The sequence below is a fragment of the Defluviicoccus vanus genome (genome assembly GCF_014672695.1).
Lineage (GTDB): Bacteria > Pseudomonadota > Alphaproteobacteria > Rhodospirillales > Defluviicoccaceae > Defluviicoccus > Defluviicoccus vanus.
Genome location: NZ_CP053923.1, coordinates 751,706 through 764,277 on the forward strand (window position 1 = coordinate 751,706; position 12,572 = coordinate 764,277).

At 62.1% G+C, this 12,572-nt stretch carries 9 protein-coding genes; 1 reads left to right on the plus strand and 8 read right to left on the minus strand.

What is annotated here, in order from left to right:
* Window positions 1-46 precede the first annotated feature (46 nt).
* The 8 genes from HQ394_RS03405 to HQ394_RS03440 form a co-directional block, all read right to left on the minus strand.
* Entirely contained in the window at window positions 47-664 is a 618-nt protein-coding gene (locus HQ394_RS03405; protein ID WP_223291818.1) for a hypothetical protein, read from the minus strand.
* A 471-nt stretch (window positions 665-1,135) separates the two neighbouring features.
* Entirely contained in the window at window positions 1,136-2,518 is a 1,383-nt protein-coding gene (gene cysS / locus HQ394_RS03410; protein WP_190262036.1) for a cysteine--tRNA ligase, read from the minus strand.
* Window positions 2,519-2,572: 54 nt separating this feature from the next.
* Window positions 2,573-3,913, minus strand: coding sequence for a glutamate--tRNA ligase (gene gltX, locus HQ394_RS03415; protein ID WP_190262037.1), 1,341 nt, complete (start codon window positions 3,911-3,913; stop codon window positions 2,573-2,575).
* Window positions 3,910-5,568, minus strand: a complete 1,659-nt coding sequence (locus tag HQ394_RS03420; protein WP_190262038.1) for an NAD+ synthase — start codon at window positions 5,566-5,568, stop codon at window positions 3,910-3,912. The genes gltX and HQ394_RS03420 overlap by 4 nt, the downstream gene beginning before the upstream one ends.
* Window positions 5,569-5,711: 143 nt before the next feature.
* Complete coding sequence (locus tag HQ394_RS03425) at window positions 5,712-6,926, minus strand: nicotinate phosphoribosyltransferase (protein WP_456151525.1); 1,215 nt, start codon at window positions 6,924-6,926, stop codon at window positions 5,712-5,714.
* Entirely contained in the window at window positions 6,907-8,301 is a 1,395-nt protein-coding gene (locus HQ394_RS03430; RefSeq protein ID WP_190262039.1) for a class II 3-deoxy-7-phosphoheptulonate synthase, read from the minus strand. Before HQ394_RS03430 ends, HQ394_RS03425 begins: the two co-directional genes overlap by 20 nt.
* 126 nt (window positions 8,302-8,427) lie before the next feature.
* Window positions 8,428-9,795, minus strand: a complete 1,368-nt coding sequence (gene gor, locus HQ394_RS03435; RefSeq protein WP_190262040.1) for a glutathione-disulfide reductase — start codon at window positions 9,793-9,795, stop codon at window positions 8,428-8,430.
* Between the two features lie 62 nt (window positions 9,796-9,857).
* The gene (locus tag HQ394_RS03440) at window positions 9,858-11,306 is read right to left on the minus strand and encodes an NAD-dependent succinate-semialdehyde dehydrogenase (protein ID WP_190262041.1); all 1,449 of its coding nucleotides are present in this window, start codon (window positions 11,304-11,306) and stop codon (window positions 9,858-9,860) included.
* A gap of 339 nt (window positions 11,307-11,645) precedes the next feature.
* On the opposite strand from HQ394_RS03440, the gene HQ394_RS03445 reads away from it, so the two are divergent.
* Window positions 11,646-12,554 (plus strand): hypothetical protein, encoded by a 909-nt coding sequence (locus HQ394_RS03445; protein WP_190262042.1) that lies wholly within the window; start codon window positions 11,646-11,648, stop codon window positions 12,552-12,554.
* Window positions 12,555-12,572 lie beyond the last annotated feature (18 nt).

Genomic DNA, 12,572 nt, shown 5'->3' on the forward strand with positions numbered 1-12,572 from the left:
AATTCGCCAAGGGGCTATTCTGACCGACGAGCTACGAGCTGACTTCCTAAAACGGGATCTCGGTATCTAGACAAGGAGAGGGCGACCGAGTTTCTGGCTTAGGTTGTTTTTGTAGATGTTGCTGCACGGCGAATAAGTTAAATGCCCCGGCAAGAGTCACCGCAAGTTGAGCGTATGGCGTGGGAACCTGAACGACCTCAGGACCTTGACCATGTCCACCAAGCTTGTGCCGCAGAAAAGATAAGCCAGTGAGCAGGTTGACAATCACCGGGCGTGCTTCTGCAGGCACATCGTCAAGGAAGCCATTTTTCTGAAATTTCTTGCACAAGTCATTGGCGGTTCCAGCGGTGCCCAAAATGGCCTTCAGCGTGCTTTCAAAGCTATTGTTTGCCTTATGAATAGCATCTTTCGTGTCGCCAACGCTTAAGTCGGAACGGGCCTTTCGAAACTCATCCAAAGCCCCTTCGAAACCAGCAGCACGAAGGAAATCAGCACTATTATCAAGCAAAAGATGAAAAAATTCTGAGTCGACCTCAAAAAATTCACCGTCAGACAACCGCCATGGGCAACGGAAGTCGATCATGGAATCATTGATATCCTTCGAAAAGTCGCCGCAACGTGCATCTGATAAAAAAGTATAGAACACCTCAATGACATCGAACATAAATGAAGGATATCCACGCAATGAGTAATCTCTTAGGCTACATGATTCCCAGGATCCATTAGCTTTATTTCTAATTCTAAGTTGGTCAACCCCAAGAAGGCGAGGAAGTTGAGGTACCATCTCATTAATATATGAAGTGCATTCTTTCCAATTATCATTAGGATCCGGTTGGTAGTAGAACCTTTCATCGTACTGCTCTACGGTTTTCCACAGTCGCGTGCGGAGCCTGTCGCTCATCGTGACTGTTAGCTTGCGGGTCCGCAGTGCCTCTTGGTGGCGAAGAGAAAAAGGACGTAGTGGCATCCTGTTATTTGCCGTTTTCGAGAATGGGATAGAACTCGTCGAGACGGAAACCACACTGGCAAGCTACCGTAGACCGGATGAAGCGTAGCAGGTACGGTGGATCGCGATCCACCTTTACCTGTTCGCCGCCGCAGATTGGTAGGTCGCGCCCCCTACCGCTTGCGTAACTTAAGCCCGACGCCAGATCGTCCCGTCCGCCCGGTCCTCCAGGACCACCCCCGCCGCCAGCAACTCCGCCCGAATCCGGTCGGCTTCCGCGAAATCCTTGCGCTTCCTCGCTGCCGCCCGGTCGGCGATGCGGGTGAGGATGGTGTCCTCGGACGGGCCGGCCTCGTCTCCCGCCGCCTGCAGCCACTCCGCGGGCGGGGATTGCAGCAGGCCCAACAGTCGCCCCGCCGCCACTAGCGCCGTCGCGGCGTCCGCTTTCTCCTTCGGTGTCGCCGCCTTGTTGAGGGCGGAAAGATGTTCGTGCAGCCGCGCCAACGCCAACGGCGTGTTGAGATCGTCCTCCAGCGCGTCGACGATGCCCGCCGGCACCGCCGCCTCCGCCGCCCCCTCCAAATGCGCACCGCGTAAAGCGCCATAGAACCGGTCCAGCGTCTTCTTCGCGCTCGCGAGCGCGTCCTTGGTGAAATCCAGCGGCTGGCGGTAGTGGGTCTGCAGCAGGACGAGGCGGATCGCCTCGCCGGGGACGTCGGCGCGCAGGTCGTGGACGGTGTAGAAGTTGCCGAGGCTCTTCGACATCTTCTCGCCCTCGGTCATCAGATAGCCGTTGTGCACCCAGAACCGGGCCAGCGGCCGGCCGGCGTGGGCGCAGCTGCTTTGGGCGATCTCATTCTCGTGGTGGGNGAAGATCAGGTCCTGGCCGCCGCCGTGGATGTCGAAGGTTTCGCCCAGGTAGCGCCCACTCATCACCGAGCATTCGATGTGCCACCCCGGCCGGCCGCGCCCCCACGGGCTGTCCCAGCCGGGCTGCGCCGTCTCGGACGGCTTCCACAGCACGAAATCGAACGGGTTTTTCTTGTAGGGCGCCACCTCGACACGGGAGCCGGCGATCATCTCGTCCAGCGAGCGGCGCGACAGACGGCCGTAGTCCTTCATCGAGGAAACGTCGAACAACACGTGGCCCTCGGCCGGGTAGGCGTGGCCGAGTTCGACCAGGCGGGCGATCATCGCCAGCATCTCGCCGATGTGGGCGGTGGCGCGCGGCTCGATCGTCGGCAGGAGGCAGTTCAGCGCGCCGATGTCGTCGTGGTAGGCGTCGGCGGTGCGGGCGGTGATCGCACCAATCGGCTCGCCCGAGCGTTCCGCCGCCTGGATGATCTTGTCGTCGACGTCGGTGATGTTGCGCACGTAGGTGACGTGGTCGTCGCCGAAGCGATGACGCAGCAGCCGGAACAGCACGTCGAAGACGACGGCCGGCCTGGCGTTGCCGATGTGGGCGTAGTCGTAGACTGTGGGTCCGCAGACGTACATGCCGACCCGTGCCGGATCGAGCGGAACGAACGGCTCCTTGTCGCCGCTCAGGGTGTTGAACAGGCGAAGACCCAACTCTCTATTCTCCCGCGCTAAGGTGATGGCGATCGAGGGGCGGCTAGCCGCCGGCTAGTCGTCCTGGCCCTGCAGCCGGCGCTCTGCCGCCTGCCGGCCGATCAGCGGCAGCAGTGCGCGCAGTTCCGGGCCGTGTTCGACGCCGGTCAGCGCCAGCCGCAGCGGCCGAAACAGCTCCTTGCCCTTGCGGTTGGTGGCGGCCTTCAACGCCTTTGTCCACACGTCCCAGGTCTCGCCGTTCCAGGGCTCGTCCGGCAGCAGCGCCGCCGCTGCCGCGAGGAAAGCCGGATCAGCCATGATTGGCTCGATCCGCCCGAAGCACACGTCGTGCCAGAAGCGTGCCTCCGACAGGCGCGAAAGATTGGGACGCACCGCCTCCCAGAAGGCGGCATCCGCGTGCACCAGTCCCATCGCCTGCAACTGCGGCCGGACCACCGCATACGCGCTCTCGTGGATCAGCCGTTGGTTTAGGCCGCTCAGCTGGGCGTCGTCGAACTTGGGCGTCCCCCGCCCGTAACAACGCAGATCGAAGTTGGCGGCCAGTTCGTCGAGGGAGGTGAACACCGACAGCGGCTCGCCGGAACCGAGATTGGCAAGGTAGCTGTTGACCGCCATCGGCTCAATGCCGGACTCGGCCAGCGAACGCAGCGTCAGCGACCCAAGACGCTTCGACAGCCCCTTGCCAGCGATATCGGTCATCAACGGCAGGTGGGCGAAGATCGGCGCCGCGGCGCCCAGGGCTTGGCAGATCTGCACTTGTATCGCCGTATTCGGCACATGGTCTTCGCCACGAATGACGTGGGTGATGCCGAAATCGATGTCGTCCACCATCGACGGCAGCAGGTAGAGAAAGCTGCCATCGGCACGGACCACCACCGGATCGCTCATGTGATCGGCCTGCATCTGCACCGGACCGCGCACCAGATCGTCCCAGCCGACAACATCGGCGGTGAGCAGGAATCGCCAGTGCGGCCGCCGGCCCTCGGCCTCGAAGCTGCGCCGCTGCGCATCGGTGAGGCGGAGCGCGCTGCGATCGTAAATCGGCGGCTGACCGCGATTGATCTGCCGCCAGCGCTTGTAGTCCAGCTCTTCCGGCGTCTCATAGCAGGGGTAAACCCGCCCCTCCTGCTGCAACCGGGCAAGGGCGTCGTGATAGCGATCGAGACGAGCCGACTGGCGAAACACCTGCGACCAGTCCAGCCCCATCCATTGCAGGTCGGTCTCGATGGCGGTGACGTATTCTTCGCGCGAACGCCCGGTGTCGGTGTCATCGAACCGCAGCACAAAGCGGCCAGCGGCGGCGCGGGCAAACAGCCAGTTCAACAGCGCCGTGCGGGCATTGCCCACATGCAGCAGCCCGGTCGGGCTCGGCGCGAAGCGGACGACGGCGCTCATACGAGGTTTGTAAAGCCGTTGGTAATCGGATAGCGGCGATCGCGGCCGAAGGCACGCCGGGAAATCTTCANCCCGGGCGGCGCTTGGCGGCGCTTGTACTCGGCGCGATCAAGCATGCGCCAGACCCGCCGAACAATGGCAGGATCGAAGCCGCGCGCCACCAGTTCGTCCACCGCCACATCGTCCTCAATCAGCGCCATCAGGATCTGGTCGAGAACCTCGTAGGGCGGCAGCGTATCCTGGTCGGTCTGGTTGGCGCGCAATTCGGCGCTCGGCGGCTTGGTGATCACCCGCTCCGGCATCACCCGGCCGGCGGGGCCACGAAACTCCGGCCGGAACGATTGGTTGCGCCAGCGGGCAAGGGCAAAGATCGTTGTCTTGTAGATGTCCTTCAACACCGAGAAACCGCCGCACATGTCGCCATAGAGGGTGGCATATCCCACCGACATCTCCGACTTGTTGCCGGTGGTCAGCACCATATGGCCGAGCTTGTTGCTGATCGCCATCAGCAACAGGCCGCGGCAGCGGGCCTGGATGTTTTCCTCGGTCACGTCCGGTTCACGACCGTTGAACAGTGGCGCGAGGACGGAGTCAAAGGCGGCCATCGCCGGCTCGATGGACACGTGGTCGAGCGGGACGCCGAGCATTCGCGCCACCTCGGCTGCATCCTCAAAGCTCTCCTGCGAGGTGAACGGCGATGGCATCATCACGCAGTGAACGCGCGCGGCACCGAGCGTATCCACCGCCACCGCTGCCGTCAGCGCGCTGTCGATACCGCCGGAAAGGCCGATGACGACGCCGGGAAAGCCGTTCTTCTCCACATAGTCGCGCAGCCCGACCACCATCGCCGCATAGACCGACTCGACGCCATTGACCGCCGGCGCCATCGCGGCATCGACACATTCGAGCCCGCCCTGGGCTTTACGCTGCCACGAGGTCTTGGTCACGCCCTCGTACCAGGCTGGCGCGCGCGCGCAGATCCCTCTTTTCGGTGAGCACGCAAAGGATGCGCCGTCAAAGACCAACTCGTCTTGCCNCCNCACCAGGTTGACATAGATCAGCGGTACGCCGGCTTCCTTGGCCCGGGTAATCGCCAAGCGCTGTCGCGTTTCCTCCTTCGCCAACTCGAAGGGTGAGCCGTTGAGGACGAGCAGCAGCTCCGCGCCCCGCCCCGCCAGATGGCGGGTAACGGTGGGCGTCCACATGTCTTCACAGATCATCACCCCCAGGCTGACGCCGCGAAACTGCACCGGCTCGGGAAGAGGGCCGCCGACGAACACCCGCTTCTCGTCGAACACGCCGTAGTTCGGCAGGTCGTACTTGAGCCGCGCCGCCGCAACCAAACCGCCATCCACCAGGATGGCGGCATTGTGCAGGTTGCCTTTGACCTGCCAGGGGGCGCCAAAGAGCACGGCCGGGCCGCCATCCTTAGTTTCGGCGGCGAAACGCGACACCGCTGCCTGGATGCGCTCCTGAAACGTTCGTTTCAGAACTAAATCTTCCGGCGGATAGCCGGCAAGGGCCAGTTCGCCGCAGACCACGAGATCAACGTCACCCGCAGCCATGCGCGCCTGGCGCATGCGTTCCAGGTTGCCATCGATATCGCCGACAATGGGATTGAGTTGGGCAATGGCGACCCGAAGCGACTGCGACATATGATCATTCTCTGAAGGGCAAGACGAGCAAGAGGGTAGGAAGGCATTCGAGGCAAGTCAACGAGGGCTGATGCGGACGGCATCGAGAAGGATCAACAGCATCCCTATTCCGAGTGCCGCACCGGCGGAATTCTTCGGCGCGATCAACCGCCGCGCGGAGTGCGGCGCCTGTTGGCGTTGAACAGAAACTCGCGGCCAACCTTAACTAGGGGTTCGCCATTATAGGCGATGACGTCGGCGGTTGCGTAGGTTTCCCGCCAGTTCTCCGGCAGTTGCGAGCCGGTGCCAACCACATCGATCGGCGCCCCCACGTCCGCCATGACCTTGCATTTATCGACGCTGAAACCGGACGACGCGACGACCCGGACCTTGGGAAAGCCGGCTTCGTCCAGCTTCTCTCGAAAGTAGAAGATGGCCGCGGCCGAGACGCCAGTTCCCGTCAGATGGCGCAACTCGCTATCGCTGCGGTAGCGACGGATCGCCGTCGGCACGTGGCGCTCCAGCACCGCGTATGATTCCTGCGGGTCGAGGCCTTCGATAAAACGGCCACCGTGCGTATCGAGGCGAAGCGCCACCCGACCCGCCGCCGCCCAGTCGGCGAACCGCTGGCAGACGGCAAGACTGTCGCTGATCTCCCGACCGAAATAGTCGACGAGCACGGTAAGCGGGTCATCCGGGTAGGTTTCGGCGAACATCTCGGCGGCACGCAGCGTCGAGCCGGCATAGCCGATGAGTGCATGCGGCATCGTACCCAACCNCCGCGCGCGGCCGAAATAGTGCGCCGTCGCGTCATTGGCGTTGCCGACAAAGCCGGCCGCGCCCGCCTCGCGCTTCGCTGCCTCCGAACCGACGGCGGTGGCGTAGGCCATCATTTCTTCCATCTCGATGCCGACGCAATGACGCGCGTCCATCGCCAGGAAGGCGACCTTCGGCATCTCCATGCACATGCTGTAGGCGTTGTAGGCGGTTACGCAGGCGGCGCCCAACTTCTGCAGCAGCAACGTCTCCAGATCCACCAAGTGATAGAAGGAGCCAGTCACATAAAGGAGTGGCTCACCAGCACCGACCCAGTCACCCTCCTCGTAGTTCTGATCGATCTCGATCGCCGTGCCACGTTCGGCCGTTACCGCCTGAAGCCAGCGCAGCATCAGCCGCGGCGTGTAAATGACCGGCCGGCGCATGAAGATGGCGTAGCGCACCTGCACGTCACCGTAGCGAGCGACAATCTCCTTCGACTTCAGAAAATACCGATCGGTCCAGCGGCTGATTTCCGGGTCGCGCGGCTGAATCACCGCGACAGAGGGCTCAAGGTCCGCAGTCAGGCCCACTGCAACGGGGTCAGGCGCCGGCAACGGCATACCCCGGCGCGCGCGCACGGCTGCGATGACGCGCATCCTTCAGCATCTCCGCCAGCAGGAACGCCAGTTCCAGGGCCTGGCTGGCATTGAGCCGGGGATCACAGGCGGTGTGGTAGCGGGCGCCGAGCCTGGCATCGGTGATCGCCTGGGCGCCGCCGACACATTCGGTGACATCCTGGCCGGTCATCTCGAAGTGGACGCCGCCGGCGTAGGTGCCCTCCGCCTCGTGCACGGCGAAGAAGGCACGCACCTCGTCGAGGACGCGATCGAAGTGCCGCGTCTTGTATCCGGACGCACTCATCACCGTGTTGGCATGCATCGGATCCGAGACCCAGACCACCCGCTTGCCTTCGCGAGTGACCGCGCGGATCAGTGCCGGCAGCAGGTCGCGGATCCTCTCGCCGCCCATGCGAACGATCAGCGTCAACCGGCCCGGATCATTGAGCGGATTAAGGCTGTCGATCAGCCGCAACAGGTTGTCGGCACTCACGGTCGGGCCAAGCTTGATGCCGATCGGATTGCCAACGCCACGGAGAAACTCGATGTGTGCGCCGTCGAGCTGGCGGGTCCGCTCGCCGATCCACAGCATGTGCGCCGAGGTGTCGTACCACTCGCCGGTGGTGCTGTCGACGCGGGTGAGCGCCTCCTCATAGTTGAGCAGCAGCGCCTCGTGCGAGGTGAAGAAGGCGGTTTCGCGAATTTGCGGCGCGCTCTCCGAGGTGATGCCGCAGGCGGCCATGAACTGCAGTGCCTCGTCGAGCCGGTCCGCCAGGTCGCGATAGCGATGACCCAGCGGGCTGTCGGCAACGAAACTGAGATTCCACAGGTGGACCTGATGCAGGTCGGCATAGCCACCCTGGGCGAAGGCGCGGATCAGATTGAGCGTCGCCGCCGACTGATTGTAGCAGCGGATCATCCGGTCCGGCTGCGGCACGCGATCTTCGGGCACAAACTCCATGCCGTTGACCATGTCGCCGTGATAGCTGGGCAGGGTGACGCCATCAATTGTCTCGAACTCGGCCGAACGCGGCTTGGCGAACTGACCGGCGATCCGTCCCACTTTGACCACCGGCACCGCGGCACCGAACGTCAGCACCACCGCCATCTGCAGCAGCACCCGAAAGGTATCGCGGATGTTGTTGGGATGGAACTCGGCAAAGCTTTCGGCGCAGTCGCCGCCCTGCAGCAGGAACGCGCGGCCATCTGCCACCTGCGCCAGCATACGCCGCAGCTGCCGTGCTTCCCCGGCGAAAACCAGCGGCGGAAAGTGCCGCAACTCCCGCTCGGCTGCGCTTAGTTCCTCGGGATCCGGATAAGCCAGAACCTGGGTGATGGGCTTTTTGCGCCAACTATCGGGGCGCCAAGCGTTACTCATGGCCGTTCGCTCTGGTGATTGTTTGTCCCTCCGGTGGCTATAAGCACCCGGCGCTCATATTTCAATCACGCGCCGGCGGCTGCAAGTAGCAATAGCATNCCGAGCTGGGTTGCGTGCAGACGATGGCTAATGCGTGCGGACACGCGCCGGGCGCTTCTCCCGCAGGGTGACGAACTCCTCGGCCGCCGTCGGATGAATACCTATCGTAGCATCGAACTGGGCCTTGGTCGCACCACATTTCAGCGCGATCGCCAAACCTTGAGTGATTTCAGCTGCATCCATGCCGACCATATGGCAGCCGAGCACCCGGTCGGTTGCCGCATCGACGATGACCTTGATCAGCGTCGCCTCGTCGCGGCCGGAGAGCGTATGCTTCATCGGCCGAAAGCGGGTGAGGTAGACGTCGACGGGGGCGACTTCACTCGCCTCCTCCTCGCTCAATCCCACCGTGCCAACCGGCGGCTGGCTGAACACCGCACTCGCCACGTTGGCATAATCGACCGTCCGCGGCCGGTTGTTGAAGTGCGTTTCGGCGAACGCCTGACCTTCGGCGATGGCGACCGGGGTCAGGTTCTTGCGATCGGTGCAATCGCCGACGGCGTAGATGCTGGCAACGCTGCTGCGGTTCCATTCGTCGACGATGACGGCGCGCTTATGATTGAGCGCCACCCCCACCTCCTTCAGCCCGATCGTCGTCGTGTTGGGACTGCGGCCGGTGGCATACATAACCAGATCGGTCTCGATCGCATGGCCGTCACCCAGTCGGACAGTGTAACCGGTATTGGTAGCATCGATCGCCGCGACCACGGTCTCGCGGCGGATGCGAATGCCCTTTTTCTCCATCTGCTCGGCGAGAAAACTGCGCACATCGGCGTCGAAACCACGCAGGATATCGCTGGCGCGGATGATCTGGGTCACCTCAGCGCCGGCGGCCCGAAAGATGCCGGCAAATTCCACCGCGATGTAGCCACCACCGACGATGACCACCCGCGCTGGCAAGGCGGGCAGGTCGAGCGCCCCGTCCGAGGTGATCACATGCTCGATGCCGGGGATCGCCGGAAGCTCCGGCCGGCCACCGGTGGCGATCAGAATCCGCTCCGCCGTATGCCGGGTGCCGTCCACCTCTACCGTGTGCGGATCGACGAGGCGGCCTTCGCCCTCGATCAGCCGGACGTTGTTGCGCTCGAGAATGCCGCGGTAGACGCCCTCCAGGCGGTCGAGTTCGACATTCTTGCGCCGGATCAGCTGTCCCCAGTCGAAGCTGGGCGTACCCACCTCCCAGCCGAAGCCGCGGGCGTCGCTGAACTCTTCGCTGTAATGCGCCCCATACACCAGGAGCTTCTTCGGCACGCAGCCGCGCATGACGCAGGTGCCGCCGACGCGGCTCTTTTCGATGATCGCCGCCCGGGCGCCGTAGCCGCCGGCGAGTCGCGTCGCGCGGACGCCGCCGGATCCGGCACCGATGGTCAGAAGATCGAAGTCGAATAGAGGCATGCGGGACGTCCAGTCAGGCGGTTATTGGGAGCTAAGCGGACACGGCACGGGGGTCACGGCGTTCACAGCCCGCCCATGCAGAGATACTTGATCTCCAGGAATTCCTCGATGCCGTATTTCGACCCCTCGCGGCCGATCCCCGACTGCTTCATGCCGCCGAAGGGCGCCACCTCGGTGGAGATGATACCTTCGTTGATGCCAACGATCCCGTATTCGAGCGCATCCGCCACCCGCCAGACGCGGCCGATGTCACGACTGTAGAAGTAGGCGGCGAGCCCGTAGGGGGTGTCATTGGCCAGCGCGACCGCTTCCGCCTCGGCGCTGAAGCGGATCAGTGGTGCCACCGGGCCGAAGATCTCCTCCTGCACGCAGGCCATGGCCGGGGTGACGTCGGCAAGAATGGTGGGCTCGAAAAAGGTGCCGCCCAGCGGATGCCGCTTGCCGCCGAGCACGACACGCGCGCCCTTGGCGGTGGCATCGGCGATGAGCTGTTCGACCTTCGCCGCCGCCGCCTCGTTGATCAGCGGCCCCTGCTGCACCCCGGCTTCGGTGCCGGCACCGACTTTCAGCGCCGAAACCGCCTGCGCCAGCCGGGCGACGAAGCCGTCATAGACGCGGTCGTGCACCAGCAGGCGATTGGCGCAGACGCAGGTCTGGCCGGTGTTGCGGTACTTGGAGGCCATGGCCCCCTCCACCGCCGCATCCAGATCGGCGTCGTCGAAGACGATGAATGGCGCATTGCCGCCCAGTTCGAGCGACACCTTCTTCACCGTGTCGGCGCATTGGCGCATCAACAGCTTGCCCACCTCGGTGGAGCCGGTGAAGGAGAGCTTGCGGACGATGGGATTGACGGTGAGTTCGCAGCCGATGGCGACGGCGTCGCCGGTCACCACGTTGATCACGCCCGCCGGTAAGCCCGCCCGTTCGGCCAGCACCGCCAGCGCCAGAGCCGAAAGCGGCGTATCTTCCGCCGGCTTGATCACCACGGTGCAGCCGGCAGCCAGCGCCGGGGCACACTTGCGGGTGATCATCGCCAGCGGGAAATTCCAGGGGGTGATGGCGGCCACCACACCCACCGGCTCCCGGGTGACGACGAGACGGCGCCCCGGCAGGTGGGCCGGGATGGTGTCGCCATAGACCCGCTTCGCCTCTTCGGCGAACCACTCGATGAACGATGCGCCGTAGACAACCTCGCCCCGCGCCTCGGCCAGCGGCTTGCCCTGCTCCGCCGTCATCAGCGCCGCCAGATCGTCCTGGTTGGCAAGCAGCAATTCGTACCAGCGGCGCAGGATCGCCGCCCGCTCCTTCGCGGTTCGTGCCCGCCATTCGGGGCCGGCGGCGGCCGCAGCATCGATCGCCCGCCGCGTCTCCGCGGCGCCCATCATCGGCACCCGGCCGACCTCGTGTCCGTCCGCAGGGTCAACCACGGCGAAGCTCTCGCCGGAGTCGGCCTTGATCCACTGTCCACCGACGTAGCCGTGGTCACGCAGCAGTTCGCCATCCTGAAGCATCGCCCTCTCCGCTCCCGTGGTCGCCTGGAAACGCGAGTCTCAGCAGACGAACGCCGCCAGCGGCAAAGCGCTACAGTGTGGGAATCGCGTCAATCTAAATCTGTGCGGCTATTGGCAGGAATCATTTGATTCCAGAAGCCAACGCCATGGCACAGACAATGCACGTGTACTGTAAGCTTCAGACAATAATTGGTAGCCTGCCGGAGCGAGGCGGAATGCGGGGACTGCAATCTGGAATTAGACTTATATCATCGCCAGATGGGAATTTGTCGCGTTCCCTCTCCGATCCAACTTCTATACTGCTACGACGCGCACAGCAGAATAGAGGGTAGTATAAGCTTGAACACCTTATTTTGGGAGCGAGTCCAACCGACACCGCACCGCCGCGAGGAACAGGTTATTGACGCGGTTATGCGTCTATGCGAGTCTCTAACTGGTGGAAGGGCAGAGAATATCTGGACACCTGACAGAGTTGAACGGCATCTACCTGCAGTGGATCGTCATTTTACTGTCGCTGATACGCAATATGCGGTGGAGCATACAGCAATACAAGCATTCGATAATGAATATAATGCTGACGCTAATTGGCGGAATATTCTTGAGGAGCCTATTGAGAAACTCGAAGATTACTTATCTAAAGTTCTCCCGAGTGATTCGGATTGGGAGCTTTGGGTGCCCGCCCGCGTAAATTTCTTCAATAGCAAAAATGTCTCCCATTTTTTAAATCAAATCAAAGATTGGGTGGTCATGGTTGCCCCATCGTTGGGGAATGCATTTCCAGACAATGTAATAATGGGTCGATCTAACATTGGACGGCGATCGGTTCCAATAAGGCTAGGCCGCTATCCCCTGCATTTTTGTAGCAACAGGTCACTCAAAACTTTTCATATTGAGAGAATGTTGTTCGTTAACGAAAGTAGGGAGCGTGTTACCGTTATTTACAGAGCCTTTGAAAGGAAGGCGCCAAAGCTCGCAGAATGCAGATTACGTGGAGCATTTGCAATTCTTGTGCTTGAGTGGAGTTCGTCATTGGCAACTCCAGCTATTCCTATTCTTTATGCCGCAAACATACTCCATAACCGTTTCCAAGACAGTGTAGATCGTGTCGTTGTGGTATCAACCGATGAAGAAATATGGAATTTACAGTATTATAACTGCACAGACGCAATAAATAATGATATACACAAATACAATTGGTGGTTATATGATCCTATAAAACAGCATATATGGCAGCGAACATGGATTTAATAGTTTTTGTTCGATAAA